Below are 21,784 nucleotides of genomic sequence, written 5' to 3'. Positions count from 1 at the left end.
TCTCTCCTTAGAAATCGAAGTCCGAGGCGAACGATCGCTTTAGCGTGTAGAACGCCTTGGCGTAGCCGCGCCATTGATTGGTGCCCGGGATGAGTTCTTCAAGCCGGAACTCGACCGGGCGGTTGTTGTAGTCGTTTGCGTCCTGGCTCAGCAGCATGTGCGCGTTCTGGTAGCGGTCACGCTGGTCTGTCGAGTCCTGGTCGAACGTGAGCGAGAGATGATTCGATATGAGGATCTCGCCGACATACAGCCCTGCGCGCAACACAAGGGGGCGAACCTTCTCGCTCACCGGCTCAGCCTGAAACAACTTGATGACCAGCTGGCCTGTCGTGATCTTGTCCGACTCGGGCATGATCTTGACGTTGACCGTTCGCACGTCGCTCTTGCGCTTCTTGTTGATCGCCAGTACTGGGACGACGATCTCCTGCAAGGCCGCACCGCCGTGGACGAATCGCGACCCTGCGCCTGGAAGCCTCAGCCGATGAATCGACTTTGGTATCTGCACATCCAGGTCTCCATCGAGGCCGAGTTGGCCTGACGTGAAAGTCTTGAACGCGGGGACTTCCTTCAAGCCGTGACCGAGGACGTAACGGCGGTTGATCACCTTGATATCGTCGCCTTGCGGCAGTGTCGATAGATAGAAGGCGTCATCGAGTGCCGTGTCCTGGAAAAGGAAGCCGTGGTCCGCCGTGATGAGGATGTTCGTCGCGTTCGCGTTGGTCAATCGCTTAACAAGATCGACCAGTTCGCGAAGCGTGTCCTCGGCGGCCTCAAAGACCTGACGTTCCGTGCCGGCCTTGTCACCCGTCGCGTCGATGCGGTTGTGATAGACGTACAGCACCTGATGTTGCTGGTACAACTCCCGCAGCTCGTCCCGGGTCAGGGAAAAGACGTTCTCAGCTTGAATCGCTTTCCCGTCAACGGCGTCGAGGAGCTTGCTGCGGTTCACGGTGCCGTCTGTGCGCTGACCATCGGCCAGAACAGGATCCCCGTCCTTGGAGTGTCCGATCGTGCTGTGTGGCAGCAGTGCAGCCATGCCCAGTTGGGTGTAGCTGGGCAGCACGCCGAGCATGGCTTTCAGGTCCGCATCGTAGCGGTCTTCCTGGCGGATGCGTGAGCCAAGTTCGTCAGCGATCTCGTACCGCAGGGCGTCCGAGATGATGACGACGGCCTTGCGCCGGCCGTCTCGCGTGATGGGTGCAACGTGGTCGGTGAAGAACGAGGTTTGGGGCCGGAGCAATGTGGAACGCCACTGGTCGATGCCATCGACCTGCTGTTGCCAGGTGTTACCGAGCTCGTAGAGAAACTTGTTGGCGTAGAACTTCTCCACTTGGGTACGCAGGGTCTCCAGCGGGCCGGGGAACTCTGCTGTGCGGGCAGCATATGTGAACTGTCGGTAGAGCTGATCGATGCGGAACCAGGCACCCCGGTATCGCTCCAATCCCTCATCGAGCGACTGCATCGACAGGTTAAGCGTGCCAAGCACGGTCAGGAGTTCCGAGGCGCAGCCGATCGCTGTGTATAGCTTCCGGTACCCGTCGACCCAGATGCTGCTCTGACGGCTGCGGATTACCTCTGTAACCTCGCGGCCTGTGACCGTTCGCTCAGCGACCGCGCGTGCCAGATCGCTGATGATCTTGCGGTCAGTCTCCTCGAAAAGGTCGTTGCCCAACAGATCGCGGAAGCTTGCGTCCTCGATGGTGCTGGCATAGTCCAGATCTCGCGCTGCGCGTTTCGCGAGCGTTGTCAATGCCTCCTGGCTACGCCTGTCGTAGCGAAAGCTCCCGAAGTCGAGCTGGATGTTGCGCAAGCCGCCGGGTCGTTCTGACTTGAATCCGGCGTTGGCCTGCCGGAAAACCCACAGAACGAAATCGGCGATGCTCGGGCTTGGTGACATGTAGCCATAGATCGACTCCACGCCTTGCCAGTAGAACTCGTCGAGGCCGTGCTCGGCAAGGGCACCGTACTTGGCGTCCGCACCGCCGGCGTTCTCGATCAGCAGAGTGCGGGTGATCTCCAGTAGGCTGTGCTCGCTTTGACCGAGCAGAATTGCTGACATCTTGGCTTGCAGCAGCCGGGCGTCATCGTCGGCGTCCAGCAGCTTCTTCAGGTCTTGAATGCGCTTGGCCGCGCGAAAGAAGCTCTCATGCGCCAGCACGACTTCGCCAATATCGTCGGCGGGGAGCCCGAGTTCCTGCTGCACTAGCGAGGTCCGGTCTGCTGTGAACACTCCGTACGCAAGCTCCAGGTCCAACAGCCAATTGCCGATCCCCGTCGGCACAGCACCCGAACGATAGACAAGGAACTTCGACTTGGGCTCCTGGTGGAGCAGCCGGTTCTTTACCGCATACTCGTCGTTATTGACGCGCAAAGTCTGCACGTCCTCCAGGCCGAGCGTGTCGAGGTCAGCGGCGTACTCACCATCGGGGTCGTGCCAGAACACCACACGCTGCACCTCAAAGCGACGCTCCAGATGGGGCCTGACGGCGGATGTCTCACTCATCGCTGGCCTCTAGTCCGGGGATCTTCTTCAAGGCAGCACCGAGCTTCGGATAGTTCGCCTTCACACCGTCATCGAGGTCGATCTGCACCTGTTGAGTCGCCAGCGGGTACAGCACGTCGTGCTCGTACTCGTCGAGTTCGAGCATCACCTTGCGCAGACGGTCGACCTCTTTCTGGGCGGCGGCCTGCTGGCGTGGTGCACCTGTGCCTGCAGCGAGGCGCTCGTGGTGCTGGCGACTGGCATCCAGCTTTGCTTTGAACTCCCTCAAGTACTCGTTCAGGACGGTTGAGACGGTCGAAGGCGTGTATCGGTGCATGTAGATGAGCGCGCTGAAGCTGCCCTTCGCAGACGAGAACATCCAATAAATAGGCCGCTTCTTATACCGCTGCACATGATCCTTATAGAAGTCCTGCACAAAGTACTTCCGGATGTCCTTCCCCAACGTATCTTCAACGAACCGCAGGTTGTCCTCGAAATGCTCGTCCCCGAACCCAAGGCGCAGGAAGTGCCGGAACCTCTCCACGATGTCGTCTTCAAACCAGTCCCCATCGACGACCGGGATCACGTTGTCCTTATCTGGGAGGAACGTTGAGACAGGGACTCTGGCGAGGTAGTCCTGAAGCGTTTCGCCCTGATTCACGAGAATCAGGCCAGGCTCATCAATGCTGTAGCGACCAAACATGCAACCCACGGCGTATGACACAAGATCACGCATGGTCTGCAGAACCGTCGTATCTGAGCTTTCCCGAACGCCGCTACCGGGATTAGCAACGGGCTCGGCGAAACCAAACCCACTAGATGCGAACAGATCATTTTCGAGCTTCGACACCTTTAGGAGTAGACGGGATCGTTCCTCCACTGCCTCAACAGCGACATCTTTCAGCGGGGAATCAGAGCGGCGCGCGCGGACGAGTTCATACGTTTGGAAGTTCCAGGAGGACTCGTTTGCGTCCCAGAGAGCTCGCTGACTGTCCACCAATTGACTGACTAACTCGAGGTCAACCTCGCCGAGCTCCGGCAGGGGGAGCGACGCCAGCGCCCCCGGCGAGACGTTAAGGGTCGGGTTTAGCGCACCAATGAGTTCCCGGGCTATTGGCGAGTTGAGATATGCCAAAACTTTCAACAGAGCCGATTCGTCCGCATGGAAAATTCCCAGTCCACCAGAGCCGAACGTCATCCCGGCCGGGTACATACGAAAACTGGAGTCAATGGAAGTTATCTGTGACCAACCAACATGTGGCCGGAAGTAATATTCACGGCCGTCATGGCGAAAACCAGGCCGTGTTCGCATGTCTGCAATTGCAGCAGGTGAATATCGGAGAACGTATTGAAGGTTCCCGTACCATTTGCGAAAGGCACCACCCTTGTTGTGCGGATACCATTCCGAAGTTTTCGTTCCGGACAGAGAGGTCCTGCTAAGTGATACTTCATGCCAGTGGCGGAAAGATTTTTCGTTCTCCCCTGTTGAAATTCCAGCTTTTACCTCGAAGACATCTCCGACCGTCCGAGCACTTTGAAGGAGCTTTTTTGCATCATCCGACAACCAATAGACTATTGAGCAAGCCGGGCTTGAGTTGAAGTCCTTAGCTGTAGCCCGGTAAAAGTACCGCGACATGGTGCTCGTATCGCTCGTCACGCCCCGTTCGTTTGCTATGCCAGCTTTGATTATCTCGAGTGCCCGAGGTGCCTGCTGGGCTGACCCAACGAAATCGCTAAGTCGTACGAATGCTGCACGGTATTCCTTATTCCCTTTCTCCAGGGTGAAGGCACAGACAGGAACCGTCGCACCTTCAAACCCTGAATACTCGAGCTGAATCAACGAAGTGATGGTCTGGTCCTGCACAAACCGTCGTCGAAGCTTCTCGTAGGAGGAAATGAACATCCAAACAAAGGGGCTCATGAAGCCGAGCTGTCCTTGCTCAAGGACCAAGTCTAAGCACCGGTAGAAAAAAGCCGAGAATAAGTCTGACTTAACGTCCGGGTACTCAGCTCTGATCCAGTCAGATAATCCAGCGCTCATATTCTTCGATCCCATATAAGGTGGATTCGCTACAACCACGTGGTATCGCTTCGACAGATATTGCGCCTGATGCACGACTCTCTGGGCGCGCTCCATAAGGTCGCGCATCCACAGGTCTTGATCACCAAGATCCTTTATGCCGATGTGCGCGCACATCTGATTGAGTAGATCCTCTTGAGGTCGGATTAGCGATCCAAATGTGTCGGCATACTGGAACTGGTTCCAGAACACTTCCTCACCTTCACGGGGGATAGCGAGCGTTTCCAGCTCACTTGGTGTGAATGAGAGGGCTTGAAGCACGCAGATATTCGGCTGGACCTGCTTGCTAAAGAACGTCCGCTGGCAGGCGCGGGCCTTCATGGTGAGTGCAAAAGCGGCCAATGCTCCCGCGCGGGGATCGATCTCGGTGCCGTAGAGGTTGTTGGCAAGGATCAGACCAGGAATGTCGGATGGCGCGTAGCCTTCCTCCTCGTAAATGGCGTAGAGCAGGTCGAACGCATAAGTGAGCATATGGCCAGAGCCGCATGCGGGGTCGATAATCTTCAGCTCTTCGGGGCTGGAGATCTTCAGGTAATCCGTCTCCTCGACCGGGGCGATGTAGTAATCCATTTGGTCGGCCAGGCCTGAGGTGGGCCGGTTGAGCAGCCAGAGGTTTCCGAGTGAGTTCTCGACGAGGTAGCGGACTATCCAGTGCGGCGTGAAGAGCTGGGTGGCAGCAGGGATCTCAGCCGCGCCGGCCTTCGTGCTCTTCTTGAAACCGGCAAATACCTCTTCTTTACGTTCCAAGATGTAGAACTGGTATAGCCAGCCGATGACTTCGACATCCTGGCAGACATCCTCGGTGAGCACGTGGACGGCGCGTGCCATGACCGAATCGTCGGCAAGCAGGTTCGCGGGGATGAGCAGTTCGGTGTAATCACCCTCCCGCTCGAACATGAACGGCATTGAGCGGTTCCAATGGCGGCAGTACTCCGCGAGCAACAGCGCATACGCCTCGCCCTGCGGGTCGTCACTGCGGCGCATGCCGTTGAGCAAACTAGTGACGGTCTCCGCCGTGCGCTTGTTCGTAACCACCGCGCTGTCGATGTTCCCGCGCTTGGCTTCGGCAAGAACCTCGGGCTGCCCTCCTTCGCGGCCCCGTTCGGGCGAGACGACACCGATGCCTGTGTAGCCATTGGCGTCCATGAACCGCAGCGCTATGATGCGGTTGAACCATGTGTAGGCAACCTTGTCTGCTACTACGTCACGGCCCTTGTCACCACCGCCAGCAGCGTTGACGGCCTTCTCCAGCGCAGCGACGGCGTTAGGCTGCTCCAGGCGCAGCTCTTGCGAAGCCAGGACGACCGAGATGCGGGCCGACACCTCTCGGATGAGTGCAGTGCGAGCCCATGTGGCGAACGATTTCAGCGGTGCGGTTTCCATCAGAGCGCGATTCTCTTTCCGTCGTTGAGCGTGTTCAGCAGCGCACCGCGGAGCGCATCGAGGTAGCGGTCGACGTCGTCCAGGTTCTCGAGCACACCGTGGGCACCGGGCACTGTGATCGTCTTGACCGAGACGGTCTGCCTTGGTGTGGGCTCCGGACTGTCCGTGCCGCCCGTCGACCGGGCAGAGGATGCGAGCTGGTCGAGCAGCTCGGGATAGGTCCGCTCCTCAAAGCCATTACCCTGCTCGCGGATGAGCGCGATCTGCCGCTCACTGCCTAAGTGGGTGATGATCTGGTCGATTGTACGGGTGACCCGCTGCTGCGCTTCTTCTGTGGCATTGCCGTAGTAGGCGCTGGCGAGTACCTCGGACTTGCGTCCCTCGATGTCCTGGATGACCGTCCTGCGATGGGTGGCGAGCGTGTCCTCGACTTTCGCCCCAAGGGCGTCTGCGGCCTGCTTGAGTTGGGTCATGCGATTGCCCCGGAAGGCGTTGGGATCGTCCAGGAGTCGCCTCACGTCGGCCTCGCTTCCTGGGGGCAGGTATCCGAGGTTGTTCGTGTTCGAGGTGAGCAGTACTACGGCCTCGTCGTAGATGACTTTCTGGCCGCCGCCCAGGAACGACTGAATAGGGTCGATTACGTTTTCCTTGGCGTCGAGCAATTCGTCGCCAAGAATGAATTCAGTCAGGTACCACTCGTCAGATTTGCCCACAGCCTGTTCGAGCAGGGCGATGGGGGCAGCCAGTTGCTCCACGAATGGGTATTTCGATCCGCTCACCAGCGCTCTCAACTCGTCGAGCTTTGCCCCGAGCTTTTCGCTGCCGTGCCGAGCCAGCTCCAGCGGGTCTTTCGGTGGGGTGGCCTCGTCGAAGAAGTCGGTGCAGAATTTGCGGAACGTCGCGACCTTGCGCTCGTCAAAGAGCTTTTGAGGGGCAAGCACGGAATGCGAGTGCTTCTGCGTATTGCGCAGAACGGCAGCTACCTCGGTCCGCTTCAGCACGTTTCCATCGACGGTAACCGTGATCTTCGAGTTTCCAACGAGCCAGGCGATGACGACCTCTATCGAGGCGAGATCCCATCCGTAGGGCTTGGCCTGGAATGCATCCACGATCGTCTTGACCGTTACCTGCTCGCCAAGCCGGTCGCGTTGCAGCAGGAACGAAAGCACCTCGTCACCTGGTACAGCAAGCATCGACAGCGACGAATCGTCGATCATGCCTGACTGGTTGGGGTTGGCGAACGCAGCAACCTGCTGCTCACTGTACGCAACACCGCCAAGCAGGCTGAGCTGGGTGTAAGTGCGGCTGATGAGGTCCTGGAAGCCATCGGTAACGCGCGCGATGGCGTCCTGTGAGGAGGAGGTTACGCCAGCGGCGTTGATCACGAGGTCCGCCTTGCCAACTGCGCGGCGGATGCGCTCGATGAGTTCCTTCTCCCGCTCGACGTTCTGCGTCGCCTTCGAGCGCAGGATTTGGTCCTCGATTGCGGACAGCGAGGTCGTCTGCTTGCGCTTGGTGTACTTCTCCGTCTTGATCAGCAGGCGCAGGTCCGAAAGTGCGCGCTCATCGGGCTCCAGGATGACGCGCAGCTCGTCCTTGCCCGCACTGTGCATCCGGGTCTCTTCGGGGCCGAATGGGTACTCCGGCGTAATGAAGTGCATGGTCAGTTCGCGCTGCTGCCCGTACACCTGATCGTCAAGCTTGTACCCGAAGCCGAAATCCTGTCCGTTCTTGGCGTAGCGCAACTTGCTCGTGCGAACCACGTCGCCGGAGATGATCTTGAAGAGCCGGCCGCTGACATCCGAGGCATCGATATCGACGTTCTTGATCTCCTCCTCGATGACCTGCTCTTCGTTGGTCAGGTACTCGTATAGGTTGCCGTTGCGCTGCACGTACGTCTGCGTCTCCAGCAGTGTCAGTGCCTCCTGCACCTGCTTGGCCAGGGCGGGCAGGTCAAGTCCGAAACGGTCGTAAACCAGCACGGTCAGGTTGCGTGGGGTGGCGTGGAAGCCCTCGACGTACTTCACCAGGAACAGAGCCTTGAGCAGCCGCACAGCCAGTTCGTTATCCAGGTTGCGCTCGGCAACGTCGATCGAACGCTGCGCGGCTGACTTCAACGAAGCGCGGATGCCCGCGAACATGTGATCGAACGTCGCCAGTCTGCCCACTTCGACATCGCCGATGCCCTTAGCGACCTGCTGCACGACGCCGAGCATCGACCGCTCACCAACTGAGCTGTTGCGCCCCTCGAACACATTGTGGTCGGAGATGCCCTCGATCGCCGCTTGGAACAGCGGGAACTGGTAACTCACAAACGGGTAGGTGCCGACGAAGTGCGCCTCGTCGGTGTAATTGCGATACGTCTTCGCGCCGTCTACGAAGTCGAACAGGGTCTTGAAGTTGGCGTGCTGCTCTGCATAGATCGAATTCAGCGTGGCCTCGCCCGCCGCGTTCTTCTCCAGCAGTCGCTTGCGGATGACCTCTTCCACATCGGCGCTCGTGAGCTTCAGACGGGTGGCGAACCGGGCCTGGATCTTGGAGAAGTCGTTGCCCTGCTGCCTGGTACGGTCACCGACGACCTTGTCCATGTCTTCCTGGGAGGTCACGAACACCCACGCCCGGCCCTGGCACTTGGTGTTCAGCGACTCGGCGATGGTCTGGAGGTTTAGCATCAGGTGCGTGTTCGATCCGATGAACTGGCCGACCTCATCGACGTAGAAGTTCAGCCGGTAGCCGTCTTCTTGCTTGTCGAGCCACGCTTTCACCTCATCGGCGAAGTCCTCGATGGAGACCGAATACTCGTTGCGGTACTTGGTGAGGATGTTAGCCGGCGTGCCCTCGGCTTGGCCGCTTATCTCGGCGTAGGCCTTGGCCACGTTGACCTCTTCGAGCACGCCCTCTTCACGTCCCTGCGTCCAGTCGCGCCCGGAGATACGGGCATATGCGGCTTTGAACGCCTTGTACTGGCCTCGGTTGTCCAGGTCCCTCTCGAACCTGGCAACGTGCCCCTGGTTACCGAAGTAGCCGCGGCTCTCATCGAAGACCTTGACGAACACCTTCAGCAAGGCATCGGTCTGGTCCTTAGTAATAAGGGTGGCCTTCTGGTCGATGTTGAACAGGAGGCTCTTCGCCGGGATCCGCTCAGCCTTGGTCAAAAGCGCCGGAAGAAACGCATCCTGCGCCTTGGACCGGAAACTCTCGGAGACACGTGCCCGAGGGAAGTCCTGGCCTTCCACGTCGCCGAGGAGGTGCGCAAGCAACTTCAACAAGTGCGACTTACCGGAACCAAAGAAGCCCGAGATCCACACGCCGTTGGCGTTGGTGTAGTCCGTGTATGCCTCAAGCAACAGCTCCATGCCCTTGGCCGCCTCGTTGGTCAAGACGTACTCATCAACTTCGGTGCCCAGGTGCGCGGCATCGTCAGCCTTGATGACTCCCTCTATCGGGCGCTGGACGTCCTTGGCGAAGATCTGGTTCAGATTCATCAAGTCAAGCCTCCTGTTCCAAGATGTTCTTGGCTCGGTAAAACTGGTCGTCTTTGAGTCGACCGAACAGCACCAGGGACGACCCCAGCGTGTCGGACTGCTCATAGCGGCCTGGGAAAAACGTAAGCATCGGCTTGTCAGTCACGACGCTCTGCAAGTTGTGCAGCACGTTGTGGGAGCGGATGTATGGGAAGACCTCACCAATGCCTGTGAGGAAGAGGATGTCGAAGTCAGCCTCGCCGAGCTTGGCCCGGATGGCGGCCGCGATGTGTAGCTGCGGATCGAGCATCCCTTGGAGCAACTCACGGAAATCCGCCTTGTCCTGCTCGGGTTCAAGCGCGATCAGCCGATCCCAGACTCCGCGTTCCTTAAGAATCTCCACGGACAGATCGTAGAGGTTGACCTCGCGCACGACGATGCCCTTGTTCGCCAGGCGATTCTTGATGCGCTTCTTCGACCCCGCAACCGCGAGTGCATCCTCAGGGTCGTAGGGGTAAATGAAGAACGGTACCTCGTTGCTCAGGCCCTCCATCTGGAGAAATCGTCTGCCACTGAGAACTGCGAACAGGTGCTCTTCCTGTTTGGATAGGTCGGTCCGTGTCACGGTTGGGCCCTCCCAGAAGTAACAGCATCGTTGGTTGGGAAGAATCGCAGGTCATTCGGACCACGCGCGGCCAAGGCGGTGGCCACCCTTTGAGACATCATCGCCGGCTGTATGTGCCCGCTGTTGGAAAGCAACCCTGCCTCATTAAGCATCCGGAACAAGTTTGAACGCAGCTTGCGCCGCGTGGAGTCCTTGAGTTCAGACAGCTCCGTGTGCCACAAAGACTTGCTTCGCGTGAAGCTGTCGAAATCGTTGAGATCGAGCGACGGCGTAAGCAAGAGGAACCGCTCGCGTACGATCTCCTCAGCGAACTCACCAATCAGGTCATATCGACGGCAGGCCGCCGCCCACATCAAGTGTCCGCGCTCGGTAGAGGTCCCCTCGATGAGTAGCTTGATTTCGTCGTCGGTCAGCACGGTGAGCCGTTGGATAACCTCACGCGCAAGCCTGAGCCCAGAGGCAACTGTACGAGCCTGAAGCAGGTTCTCCCCCGCGACCACCGTTCGAACTCTTGCCCAGTCGCGTTCACGCAAGTAAATGGGCGCAATGATCGCCGCCTCACGCATGAGGAGGGCACCACTGGTAAATGAGAGTGCATAGCGCTGCGCCTCGGCATGCTGCTCGATCACGTGTAACCCTCCTTTCAGTTTTTCAGGCAAGTAGTTTTGGCGTTGTCAGAGAGGTATTCCTTCAGGTGCGGCCGTCAGCTCGGCGTCTCGTCGTCGCTCGATGCTGCAGAGCCTCCGCTGCGGACCCACTCGTCTACCTCGCTTGCCTGGAACTTCCAGAGCCTGCCGACCTTGTGGGCCGGCATGCGTTTGTCACTGATCCATGTGTAGACCGTGTCCTTCGTGATCCCCAGGTGCGCGGCAATGCCATCGGCGGACAGCCATGGTTCGGCCACGGTGGAGCCTCCAGTCGGGATTGGCAACGTTGGGTCAAAGCCATCCTAGCTGCCACTGCACGTCTTCTTAGGGTTTGACTGGGTTTGAACGGGTTAAGCCTGCATGAGTTGCGAGGCTTGACCTGCAGACATCGTCTGGAATATCACGTTAGGCTGTCGCAATGACCGAACTCTGGATCGCGTTGGCAGTCGCAGTCGTCGTATCCGCTGGCGGGCTCCTTACTCTCACTCTTCGCAGGCACAGAAGTGCTCGCGGAGACAACGTGGCAAGAACCCCACTGGTGACTGAGCCTTCGCCCAGGGAGACCTTGGCACCCGTTCAGGTTCTCCCCGTTTCGGGGATCCTGGTTCCAGAGGCTGTCTTGTCTGCAACCGGCGCATCCACTTCGGTCGAGGAGGCACTTGAGGTCGCTTCAATTCCTATGGCGCTCGAGTACCACCCGATCACCGACATTGAGCTAACAAAGTACAAGTCGGTTCCAGTGAATGCTGCCATTCAGCAGGCACTCACCAACGTCGTCCGTGCAGTGGATCCGAAGAGTGCCACACTTTTCAAAGTAGTGCTGCCGAAGGGTGCCGAGCTTGTTCGCGCGGTTGGCACCAGCGGGTTCCGCGGATTCGCGCGCGGACCCGCCAGTATCTCAGCTCAGGCTGTTCTGTATCCGGTGGGGGTCGGAGGTGCCGCGGTTGCTGGTTGGCCGATCTTGGCAGTGGGTGCCTCGGTGATGGCTCTGGACATGCTCGCCCAGCGGGAACAGAGGGTTCATCAGCGGCGGGTCGAGACAATCCTTGGACGTCAGGAGAAGCGATATGTAGACATGCGTATTGCGGCCCAACGAACGACGGACAAACGACTGTCCAAAGCAATCAGTTCCATGCTCGACGGCGGGCTTCCTGATCTGGACGTTGTTCAGCAAAGTGCCGGCGAGGAGTTCCACAACGCGGACATATTCTTGGAGCAAACCTGGTCTGCCATCCAGTCACTCCCGGAGTCTGGTGTGGGCAGCGGTGCTGTTGACTATCGCAAACTGGAAAAAGCCCTCGGCGGCAAGACGAAAGATCTCGACCATTTCTTTCGCGAACTTCACTTCGCTCGTGCCGCTGTCGCCCTCGGACGAAAAGCGCTTCTCGCCGACGCCGCGAAAGCAGCGCTTGCCGATCCTGGCAACCCATACCTTGCCTTTCGAAAGTCTCTTGAGCGAGACGCAGCGGATGTGAGAAGGGCTGAGAGCCGCGAGGCTCAGGTCACCGAGGCACTCGCCACGCTGGAGCTCACTGGTCGTTGGCATAAGACCAAGAAGTCGATCGCTGGCCGGCAGACAGCTTTTCGTGAACGGGTGGCACCTCCACGCGTCGATCCGCCCGATACTGTGCAGTACCTCGCGCTTCCTTCGGGTGAGATCCATCAGCTCGTGCCAGTTGATGCCCAGTTCGACGAGGAGGCGGTGGAGGCTCAACACTCGAATGCCGTGTCATCATGATCAGCGCGCCGCGGCAGGGCAAGGGCAGATCTTCTTCTGGCCTGATCGCGCGGTCGAGCAACAGTTCGTTGGGGATACCGCGCCTGGATTCGAGAGTCCAATCGGTTTTCCACATACACCAAGACACCCCTACCGGCAGCCGGCCGCCGATGCTGCACTGGACCCACGCTCAGTTACGAAGACATCATCCGGCTCGGAGAGGAACGGGTCCTTGTCATCCAGGAGCACAAGGAAGGCCGCTGCTGTTGCGGCCAGACCTGGCATTGATCTGCACCGCCTTGGCTATATGCTGGTGCTTCCTGACGCCGGACTACTTCATTAAGGTCGGACCAGACCGTGCTGGGAAGCCGCCACGTGGGCATTGTGGAATCCAGCGACCCCGAGGCGGCCGCGAGGCACCCTCGCTCACAAGAACACGCTGACCCCCGCCCACTGGGCGGGGGCCACCCTAGTTTCAGGCCGAAGTCACGCCCGGTGAATCACGCATAGTTGCGGGCTCTTTGGCTGATCGGTACAGAAGTGTGCGTCTCCTTGGATTGGCGGGCATAGAGTGCGATGGGACGAGTGGTTCACGTCAGCTGCCTCGACGAGGACGAGAAGTTCCGGTTGACGCCATTAAGTCTCTTCGAGCCGCCTATGAGCCAGAGATACCACAGCCTCAACCCTTGCCTTCAGGTCTGGGTTGGTGCGAACGTTCTCGAACCGCAGTTGACGAACACCATAGGCAAGCACCACCGACCAATATTCGCGAGCCGAAGCGCTTCGAGAGTCCATCCAGCTCAGGATCGTGGCGTACCAGGCGGGAGACAAAGAACCACGCGCGAACGATGCCTCGCCAAACCGCTCGGAAATGTCGTCTACCGAGGGCCAGTCCTCCCCAAGGAACGGCGAGTCAGGATGAACCCAGCTAGACATCATAAGAACCACGGGGTCCCGGAGCGAGCTAGAGAATTCGTTTTCGTCCGAGTCGATAATGACAGGTAGATCGCCGCACACTAGAATATTCGCTGCATGCAGATCGGTGTGGCTCATCACCGAAGACGTGGTGACCCACAGCTGAGGAGTGGGAGGGCTTAGGCCGAGCACGGAAAGCTCGCGGACAAAGTTCTCCCAGGCGATGATCTGTCCGATGATGTCTCGAAGTGGCACTGTTCGCGCGGGCGATTGCTCAAGCGCATCGAGACTCGCGCGAAGCACTTCGGTGATCCTCGCCGCTTCCATGTCGTGGGAACCGATAAGGCGCATTAGTGAAATTGGGGACGTGCCAGCAAGCTGCAAGATAGCGACTATTGAGCCGCCCATGAGGCCGCCTATGACATCGACACGACGCGCTATTGCGTCCTTCGCGAGCAGATCTTGTAGTCCCCCGGCAGCCGGGATCGCCCCGCCAACCTTTGCCACCACGTCCGCGATGGGACCGCTTGGAGATACCAGTTCACAGCGCCAGACGGGTGCGCCTGTCAGACCGCCAGCGAGCGGTTTCGCGGAAATGGATGATGCGCCATAGTGATGTGCAATTCGTCGGAGTACTCGCCTCTGACGCGCGTCGATCGCGCCATTCACCGTGACTTCAACGAGGTCGAAGCCAGCGATGACTTCCCGCAGATCCTTGATCAGGCGTTCAAACTTGTCGAACTGAGACTTACGAAGCACAGACACTCGGTCTATGCGCACGTCTCCTTTCTGGAAGACGAAGCCCGCGCCTTCCATCGTCTCCTGCGCATGGTCGAAATCGGTGTATCCGCTGAAGACGATGACTCGTGAGTCGGGGTGGGTGGACGTGACGATCCGAAAAAGCTCATCACCAAGCTCATCCACGGCGTTCTCGCCTGCGCGCATGGGCAACTTTCGATCCAGTACGAAGAGGTCGATTAGCTGGTCGGTCTCTTCCACGAAGGCAAGCGCTTTCTCGACTGATTCGAAAGTGATCAGTTCGTAGCCTGCGTCAGCAATTGTCGAAGATGCCTCCGCGAGCTGCTGCCGATCATCATCAACCAATATGGCACACGGGTTGGCCATCAGCCTCGTCCTCCAGTGAGCGTGAAAGTTGCGGCTCCGCTTCGGCCTGCAATCCTGAAGCCGTATCCGAGCTTCCCTGTCGCCGTCTTGATGAGGGCCATACCGATCCCTTGGTGCCCGCTTTTCGTGGATATTCCCGTTGTCTCGACGTCTTGGATGTCGAACTGGGTGCCTGCGAATGGGTTGGACACGCGTACCCAGAACCGTTCGCCCACCACGCTCCAGCTCACCTCGATGGGGCGTTCTTCGTCCGTTTCCAGCGATGCGTCTATTGCGTTCTGATAGACATTCGCCAAGAGTATTTCGAAGAGACCGATGTCTGTGACGATGAGCGCTGGGCGATCGCCGAGGTCCGGAGCTGGCACGAAACTCGGCTCGGTAGTCATGTCGGGCCAGCATTCGCGCAGTGTCCGCTCTAGGTCGCACTCCACAAGCTCCAAGTCGGACCCCTCACGTATAAGCGCGACTAGGGCGTCAATGCGGCGCTCCAATCGATTGACCGCGTCACTCGTCGCACTTCGCTGAAATTCTGCGACTTCGTGGCTTGCTGCCTTGCGGATCCAACCGAGCGGCGGCGAGAGCTCATGCCGGATCAGTCGCGCTAGTTCCGGGATACTCCCATGTGATGACTGCACTCCCTCGCCCGATGAATCTGGCCCCACTGCATTCGTCAGAGATTCTCGGGTCGCGAGCACGTCATTGAACATTTGACGAATCTGCGGCACAGACTCTCGCTGCATCGCACGCATGAGTACGCGCACCGGAACTGCTTCCGGGTTTGCCTTGATCCACGCGGCGGCGCGCAACCTCGCGGAAGGCGACTCCGAGTTCAGAGAATCATCGAGCCAATCGAGCCCGGGCTCACCGTGGCTAGTCATTGCTGCTGTAGAACCGGGCTCGTCGCTCGAAGGCTTCGCGACCGCCCTCCATGATGGTTGTGATTGCGGAGATAACCGGTGGCGAGTCGAATGCCCCCGAGTCGAGCACTTCGCCGTGTTGCCCGTCGCTCGCCAAGACGAACACCCGCCCCGCCGCTCCGAGCACAGGGATGTTTGCGTTGTGCGTTGCGACGATCGTCTGGACCTGGTCGCCCGTGCGGTGGTTCATCGCCGTCACGACGTGATCTACTAGGTACGCGTTATCGAGATGATCTTCGGGCTGATCGAGGATCAATGTCCGTTCTCGTTCGGACAGCACGATCGGCAGCGTCACGGCGCACTTCTGCCCAGCGGACAAATTGTCGACGCTCTTGTCCACGGCACCGTCGCGGAGAAGGAAGTCGACGCTGTCCCTGAGACAAACCTTTGCGAGACGTTCGACTCCGTCGGCGGAGTCGAGCCCACCAATCACGCGCGCGGCCTGCTCTTGAGAGAGATCCCCTGCCGACGCGAGTCCGTCGACATCGTGCGCCTCGACCATCTCCAGGAGCATCTTGGGAAGTACGCGCGCCGCAAGCGAGTCGATGAGGGTTGCTCTGGTGTGAGTGCCTTTGAGGCTGTCGGTGAGGACCTCACGAAGTTCGGACGCGTCCGCAAGATGCTCGACTACGACCACGATGTGATGGTCGATCTGGCGTGACGTGGATTCAGCAACGGCTTGCCGTGCACGAAACAGACGTTCCTCTTTCGCTTCGACGCGGGCGAAAGCGGCATCTCGCCGGTCCTTAAGCGACTGCAGTTCTGCTGACAGCACTACAATCTTCTTGTCGTTGTCATCAAGTTCTTGCAGCTGGGCATCAACGTTGCGAATCTGGGCGGTGATCTGTCCCAGCCCCGCCTCTGCCTGCTCGAGGTTCTCCCGCAGGGGTGCCGCGGTTTCACGAAGCTTTGAATCCTCGCCTGTGGCCCTCGCGATGTGTCCGGACACATCTCCATCGAGGACGCCGACCGAGTTTCGAAGACTGTCGGCGTCTGTGCGAACCGTGTGAAGAGCCGCAGCGAGGGGTACTTCGTCTGCGATGAACTCGCTGTCAAGCGTGTCGAGTTTGGCGAGAATCTGGTGCACGGTGTCGACAGCAGCACTCATCCGACCCAAGAGTTCTTTCGCGTTCCGAAGGTTCGAACTCTTCCGGACTATCGCGCTCGAACGCGCTTCGATCTCGCGGAGAGTGTCGCGCTGAGCAGCGAGCGGGCCCTGCGCATCGCCAACCAATGATTCTTCTTGTGACCGATAGATCTGCAGGTCAGCTTCAAGGCCCGCGCGTTTGAGAGACTCTTCTTCGCACTTCTGCAACTGGCCGCGAAGATCGAACATCTCGCGAGAAAGTTGGCCGAGTTCGTCTCGCGGCATTGCGGTGGCTTCTTCTCCCGCACGGAGGTCCAGGAGCTTGAGCCGGTTGGCCGCGTCAGAAGCAATCTCTTCTAGCTCGCTCTGTCCGAGGACGAGCAAAGAGTGAGACAAATCGCGGTCTCGCCCACGCCCCTTCGCGTCGACAATGACCTGTGTCGCGCCGGTCTCGTCTTCCAGATCGACGATCACCTCGCCTACGCCCAATACCGCGGATAGGAACTGCTCACGCTGCTGTCGCCGATGCTTGTCGGCGTGCTCGGCTCCAAGTGCGTGCCGCAGCAATTCCAGAAACGTCGTCTTACCAACGCCCCGGGAGCCGATGACGACGTTCAGCCCCCGAACGAACGAAACGTTCAGCCCATTGAGAAAGCCTCCGTTGATCCGGAGTCTGGAAACCCACATTGGGAGCGCCTTTCGCATTGGTATCGGGTCTCACACACGAGACTACAAGCTCACCCTAAGCGGGAAGGCCGTGCGTGCTAGGTCTCAGTCGGAAAATGGATGCGGGAAGCCCCTCGAACGATCATGACTTGGGGGCCGTGTCTCTCGCCTGGGTTCAGACATCTGTCTTCCCTGCACGCCACTGACGAAACTCGTTGCCGGTGAATGTCGCGCCGCAGGTCGTACAGCGGTAGTCGCCACTGTCCATTCCTCCGTGGTACTCCTTTGATAACTGCGGATGGTCGCACGGCGGGTTGCCCTTGTTGGCCCACCGCTCCTCAAGTCTGTTCGCTTCCTCAAACTGCACTGCCGCCTCCGATTGGATCTATGGACTCCCGGCAACTCTAGCCGGGAACCGGCGGACATAGGCGCAACGACCCAAGTTGACATGACGTCTCTGGCGCGGTGCATGGGTTACCCGAATTCCGCAAGGATGGCGCTGACTCGAGCATTGAGTTCATCGGCTCGGGCGAGAACCTCAGCCTCTTCTTCCGGCGAGATGTGAGGCACTGATGCTGTGGGCTGTTGAGTCTCTTTTGGCTGGTCGATCGGAGCAGCTTCAAGCAGCCAGGGCATTGTTCCGATCAGCAAAGACAGTGATGACCGGTGCATCGAGGCCTATAAGTCCAAGTAGCCCCAACGATCGATCGCCGGCAAGAGGTTTGGGCAGTCTGGCCAGTCAGACCATTCAGGGCTCGGGTCCTTGAGACTATGGCGATGTACCCCTGCTGGTTCATCACGGCGGTGCGCGAGCGACCTGACCGTGGCCGAGGCCCAGCCAGTGTTCGTGCCGAGCACCTCGAGCCACGACCATACAGCGCATGCTGGGCAGGCCGCCTCTTCTTCCGAGGTTCCAATCCCGGTGCGCAGTTCTTTGAACGAAGCAGGGGTCAGCCCAAGCGCCTGATCCCTTGTGAGGCCGAGTCCGCCTTGATGGATCGGTGCGAGCAGCACGCCGGCGAACATCAGTCGACGAAGACGCAGTCGATCTATCCAGAACGTCGCGGGGTTGTTGATTCGCGCAGCGCCCTGTCGCAATAGCGATTCGAGCGCACCGGAGTCTGCGCGGTGTGCTGCAGGCCAAGCTGTCACCCGGGGTTCGGTTTTGGTCTCTTCCGTTCGGAGCGAAGCCAGCAATCGCTGCGATGGCCCAGCCTGCCGAGCGAAACGAGAGAGAACGGTCTCGTCGCGGTCTTCAAGTGGGGTCCCGGTGACATCACACCAGTCAGTCCATAGCTTAGGAAGAGGTGACGTGATGCTGGACATCGTCTTAGCGTCTCACGCGACGGTACGCGTTATCCATGCTCCGATAAGCGCACTTATCAGGGACCCGCTGGCAAATGTAGGTCTATGTGATGGATGGATTACGTGCTCGTAAACGAGCACAACATATGCCTGCGCATCCAGCACAAACAAGCCTGCTCCACTGTGATCACCACATGTTCACTAACTGGAACGGACAATACTGGACGGGCGAAACCATCACGTTGGGTTTGTGGCTGCATTGGCAGCGCATTGACTACCCGCTGGAAGAATGGACACGGCCAAGGAGGAGCAGCTGAACAACCTCCTGCCAGGGTGGCGGGAAGGCAGAGGTCACCGAGCGGCCGACGCAAGTAGCTTGCCTTGTCGAACGGAAGCAGTTCAATTCCTTCGGCGCAATCGCTCCAGCCGGTGCATGTACTAGCAAAACAGACTTTTCCAAGGACGGACTCACCATCACCGAGACGATGCTTCGGGAGTTTCGCGTCGCTGCCATTACCGGAAGGGCCTCAAACGGTCCTTATTGACTCACGGAAAATCGTCGACTACGCCAATCGGCCACCCAACAAGTCAAAATACGCGCTGCCGGGGTTCCAATCCACGGGATGAAGCAAAGTCCCTGCCGATGGATTCAGCGCACTGTACATCATGCCGTCACCTGCATAGATGCCGACATGGCCCCAGTTGCCCGGCCCTTGGGGATTCTGGACAACCAAGTCGCCGGGCTGCGGGCTCTCGGTCCGCTCCCCCACCCTCCACTGTTCCACGCGTGGAAGGTTGATTCCGACCTGACTATAGATCCACTGGACGTATCCAGAGCAGTCCCACGCTTTGAACTGTTCACCACCCCAGATGTACGTTCCACCCACACCGGCTTGCGTAAACCGCAAGACATCCTTGCGGATCTGGGTAAGGTTCTCGTGTGCAACGGAAGGCGCGGAAACCTTCACCGCATCCGCGCATTTTGCCGGCGCAGTGGCACCCTCGAGCGAGCTGACTATAGCGGTTGCCTGAGACTCCCACCGCGAGTACAGCTCGGGAAAAGCCGAAACTTGGACGGCCTGAGCAGCTTGTCCTTTGTCCAGCGATTGCCAACCAGGAACGTCGAGCAAGCCCCGCGGGCTGCCACGATTAGGCCCCGACGGCCCGCCATAGAATGCACGTGCGTTATAACCAAGGTCCATCAGCTGCTCAACGCTCCCCCAGCCTGCAGCCGGTCGCTGCTGAGCACTCCCAATCGAGTCATGATCGCTTCCGACACCATCGTGCGGAAACTGGAACGAGGCCGGGACATTCGAGTTTGCGAGGACCCTAAGAGTCGATTCCTGAAGAGCCATCATGATTGCGATAATCCAGGCGTCCCTAGGGATTCCAAGTTGCTTCCCGACCGAAATGTAGCCGCTCGCTACCGTGACCTGGCGTGGAGTGAGCCAGACTGGTTCCCGGCCGCCAACGTGGATTTCCAGCCCACCACCACGTCTGCTCGAAGGCCCCTCGCCCACAGGACCCATGGACGTGCAAACGGAGGCCTCGCCCGACCGACTAGCGACCAGCACGGTAACGAATGCGCAGAACACTACGCCTAACATCAGTGCCACGACCGTTGCCATGGCTATCGCGGCGTGGAGCAGTGCACGGCGCTTTGCCACTGCCATCAAAATCGCAGGGAATGGCATCAGTACACGATCCTGCTTGAGGTCGCGTAGAAGCCCACCATCATGCATCGGTCAGGCGGGGCAGTTGCAGCCGGCGGACAATTGACCATGATGCTGACTGGTGCCGTGTAGGCGTTACGGCTACTGGCCGTCTGATCCACCACTCGCAGGGAGACGGTGCAGACGTGCATACCCAACCACGGAGCCGGACGCTGCCGCACCTCCGCCAACTCCTCGTCACAGGTCATGGATTCGGCCGTGGCCGTACGGAAGGCCCCCTGCCCGGCCAAAGAAGCAAAAGTTCCGGCGTTGATACCCGTGGCTTCAAATTCCTGAGCAAAGACAGCCAGTGGGTTCGATCCGTCCGGCAGGACGTCCCACCAGCCACGGAGGCGGGTGTAGACCTCCGAGTACGACGACGTTCGCGTGTCCCAGCTGTAAATGGCCTCGGCAGCGGCTGTTGCCAGCGCTCGATAGTTCGTGGTGCGTGGAACCTCAATCGCGCTCGTTTTCTCGGTGGCTGGCGTCGTCGTCGAGCCCGTTGAAACAGACGGAGCGGATGGCGACGGACGACCGGTGGCGGAGGCTAGCGGCGGTGGGATTGGAACCGTCGTCGTCCTCGTTGACGGCGGACGCGGAGACCCAAACAAGACGAACGTGGCAGCAACACCGGCCACCACGATCGCAGCAAAGATCCATAGGCGCCGGCGGCGACGTAGACCTCTCACCGTTTCTCGTGACATAGACATATTTGCCTCCCCTTGCCGTTCATGGCGAACAAGCGGGTTGAGTGCATGACTTAGCGGGTCGAAATCGTTGCTCCACGAAGGGTCCGCCACGCAGTTTGATACAGCCGCCTGGCGCAGCCAATCTGGACGGCCACATAGCGTTCTGTGACGCCGAGTTCGACTGCCAACGCGGCTATGGCCTTGCCACGCTCTGGTCCGCGTACATCAGGACGCACAATTGAGTCGGCTACTCCACGCAGGAGCGGGCTGGGCAGGCATTCAACGGCACACCGGCTCAGGTCCTGCATATTCCGGACGGTTCCCGGATCAACGTCCAGCGCTTGGTTGATCGTCTTTGCTGTCTGGCGCACCACGGTCACAGCATTCCAGCGGCGCCGATCTTGGGGCGAGGGTGGGCCGTACTTGCGCGGTTCTGTAAGACTGTCCATCGCGAGGCCCCAGATTTCCGGGGACACAGCGGCGCGTGTTAGGCCAAGCAGCGTCTGAGCCCACTCTTGGTCGACAACCCTTTCGGCGCTCCTGTCCTCGTGGCGGTGCCTGGCGATAACAGTCAATGCATCGAACGTCGTTGAGTCCTCCGCAGTCCCGGGGTCAAGGAGCAGTGGGAGTGTCTGATGTGCTAGCTCGCGACGTATATGTGCAGAACAGATATTGATTGCTACACCCTGCACCCAGGCGGCGAACCGAACACCAGGGAATGGTCGGTACCGACCTCGGGAGACTCCGTCCCAGACGGCCACCCGAATGTCCTGCATGACATCGTCGACGTCGCACAGCCGCCCAATCCGCGACAAGTGCGATACGACATAGCGCCGTACCCCTTCGACTGCAACCATCATCTGGTCAACACCGACTGAGATTTCTTCAGATGCAAGGGGATTTAGCAGGGAGACGTCGACGCTCGTCGACTTGGATTGGTTTGGTTCGGCTTGATTCGCCTTGGTTTCGA

At 59.3% G+C, this 21,784-nt stretch carries 14 protein-coding genes and 1 pseudogene; 1 reads left to right on the top strand and 14 read right to left on the bottom strand.

All coding sequences use genetic code 11. The features are described from left to right. Positions 1-7: 7 nt before the first annotated feature. From pglZ to M1E17_RS09265, 6 genes are all read right to left on the bottom strand, one after another. A complete protein-coding gene (gene pglZ, locus M1E17_RS09290; protein ID WP_457966859.1) occupies positions 8-2,503 on the bottom strand; it encodes a BREX-1 system phosphatase PglZ type A in 2,496 nt (831 codons plus the stop codon). Next, positions 2,496-5,945, bottom strand: coding sequence for a BREX-1 system adenine-specific DNA-methyltransferase PglX (gene pglX / locus M1E17_RS09285; RefSeq protein ID WP_457966858.1), 3,450 nt, complete (start codon positions 5,943-5,945; stop codon positions 2,496-2,498). The genes pglZ and pglX overlap by 8 nt, the downstream gene beginning before the upstream one ends. Further along, on the bottom strand, positions 5,945-9,430 hold the full coding sequence (gene brxC / locus M1E17_RS09280; RefSeq protein WP_457966857.1) for a BREX system P-loop protein BrxC: 3,486 nt from the start codon (positions 9,428-9,430) through the stop codon (positions 5,945-5,947). Before brxC ends, pglX begins: the two co-directional genes overlap by 1 nt. Positions 9,431-9,434: 4 nt before the next feature. After that, positions 9,435-10,034 (bottom strand): DUF1788 domain-containing protein, encoded by a 600-nt coding sequence (locus M1E17_RS09275; RefSeq protein ID WP_457966856.1) that lies wholly within the window; start codon positions 10,032-10,034, stop codon positions 9,435-9,437. After that, on the bottom strand, positions 10,031-10,663 hold the full coding sequence (locus M1E17_RS09270) for a DUF1819 family protein (RefSeq protein WP_457966855.1): 633 nt from the start codon (positions 10,661-10,663) through the stop codon (positions 10,031-10,033). The genes M1E17_RS09275 and M1E17_RS09270 overlap by 4 nt, the downstream gene beginning before the upstream one ends. Positions 10,664-10,737: 74 nt before the next feature. Beyond that, positions 10,738-10,938 carry a helix-turn-helix domain-containing protein gene (locus M1E17_RS09265; protein ID WP_347783594.1) on the bottom strand — a complete coding sequence of 67 codons (201 nt, stop codon included), beginning with the start codon at positions 10,936-10,938 and terminating at the stop codon, positions 10,738-10,740. Between the two features lie 281 nt (positions 10,939-11,219). Here M1E17_RS09265 and M1E17_RS09260 point away from each other — a divergent pair, with 281 nt between their 5' ends. Continuing rightward, a complete protein-coding gene (locus tag M1E17_RS09260) occupies positions 11,220-12,419 on the top strand; it encodes a hypothetical protein (RefSeq protein ID WP_457966854.1) in 1,200 nt (399 codons plus the stop codon). Positions 12,420-12,548: 129 nt separating this feature from the next. On the opposite strand, the gene M1E17_RS09255 is transcribed toward M1E17_RS09260, so the two are convergent. The 8 genes and pseudogenes from M1E17_RS09255 to M1E17_RS09220 form a co-directional block, all read right to left on the bottom strand. After that, complete coding sequence (locus M1E17_RS09255; RefSeq protein WP_457966853.1) at positions 12,549-12,683, bottom strand: hypothetical protein; 135 nt, start codon at positions 12,681-12,683, stop codon at positions 12,549-12,551. 351 nt (positions 12,684-13,034) lie between these two features. Further along, the gene (locus tag M1E17_RS09250; RefSeq protein ID WP_457966852.1) at positions 13,035-14,438 is read right to left on the bottom strand and encodes a response regulator; all 1,404 of its coding nucleotides are present in this window, start codon (positions 14,436-14,438) and stop codon (positions 13,035-13,037) included. After that, entirely contained in the window at positions 14,438-14,824 is a 387-nt protein-coding gene (locus M1E17_RS09245) for a GHKL domain-containing protein (protein WP_457966851.1), read from the bottom strand. Before M1E17_RS09245 ends, M1E17_RS09250 begins: the two co-directional genes overlap by 1 nt. Before the next feature lie 484 nt (positions 14,825-15,308). Beyond that, on the bottom strand, positions 15,309-17,129 hold the full coding sequence (locus M1E17_RS09240; RefSeq protein WP_457966850.1) for an AAA family ATPase: 1,821 nt from the start codon (positions 17,127-17,129) through the stop codon (positions 15,309-15,311). Between the two features lie 1,847 nt (positions 17,130-18,976). Then, positions 18,977-19,771, bottom strand: coding sequence for a C40 family peptidase (locus M1E17_RS09235; RefSeq protein WP_457966849.1), 795 nt, complete (start codon positions 19,769-19,771; stop codon positions 18,977-18,979). Between the two features lie 335 nt (positions 19,772-20,106). Continuing rightward, complete coding sequence (locus M1E17_RS09230) at positions 20,107-20,835, bottom strand: hypothetical protein (protein ID WP_457966848.1); 729 nt, start codon at positions 20,833-20,835, stop codon at positions 20,107-20,109. Between the two features lie 50 nt (positions 20,836-20,885). Then, the gene (locus M1E17_RS09225; RefSeq protein WP_457967979.1) at positions 20,886-21,263 is read right to left on the bottom strand and encodes a hypothetical protein; all 378 of its coding nucleotides are present in this window, start codon (positions 21,261-21,263) and stop codon (positions 20,886-20,888) included. 207 nt (positions 21,264-21,470) lie between these two features. After that, a pseudogene (locus M1E17_RS09220) lies at positions 21,471-21,671 on the bottom strand (sigma factor); the annotation flags it as partial. Positions 21,672-21,784 lie beyond the last annotated feature (113 nt).

It is taken from the genome of Arthrobacter sp. D1-29, from assembly GCF_054130585.1.
The sequence above is the reverse complement of the archived record's forward strand: the minus strand, read 5'-3'. Positions and strand labels throughout refer to the sequence as shown.

Excerpts from the sequence above, each read along its gene's own strand:
- M1E17_RS09230 (WP_457966848.1), bottom strand. The coding sequence starts at position 20,835 with ATGTCTATGTCACGAGAAACGGTGAGAGGTCTACGTCGCCGCCGGCGC.
- M1E17_RS09250 (WP_457966852.1), bottom strand. The coding sequence starts at position 14,438 with ATGGCCAACCCGTGTGCCATATTGGTTGATGATGATCGGCAGCAGCTC.
- M1E17_RS09245 (WP_457966851.1), bottom strand. The coding sequence starts at position 14,824 with ATGACTACCGAGCCGAGTTTCGTGCCAGCTCCGGACCTCGGCGATCGC.
- M1E17_RS09240 (WP_457966850.1), bottom strand. The coding sequence starts at position 17,129 with ATGTGGGTTTCCAGACTCCGGATCAACGGAGGCTTTCTCAATGGGCTG.
- brxC (WP_457966857.1), bottom strand. The coding sequence starts at position 9,430 with ATGAATCTGAACCAGATCTTCGCCAAGGACGTCCAGCGCCCGATAGAG.
- pglZ (WP_457966859.1), bottom strand. The coding sequence starts at position 2,503 with ATGAGTGAGACATCCGCCGTCAGGCCCCATCTGGAGCGTCGCTTTGAG.
- M1E17_RS09235 (WP_457966849.1), bottom strand. The coding sequence starts at position 19,771 with ATGATGGCTCTTCAGGAATCGACTCTTAGGGTCCTCGCAAACTCGAAT.
- M1E17_RS09225 (WP_457967979.1), bottom strand. The coding sequence starts at position 21,263 with ATGGACAGTCTTACAGAACCGCGCAAGTACGGCCCACCCTCGCCCCAA.
- pglX (WP_457966858.1), bottom strand. The coding sequence starts at position 5,945 with ATGGAAACCGCACCGCTGAAATCGTTCGCCACATGGGCTCGCACTGCA.
- M1E17_RS09255 (WP_457966853.1), bottom strand. The coding sequence starts at position 12,683 with ATGCCAGGTCTGGCCGCAACAGCAGCGGCCTTCCTTGTGCTCCTGGAT.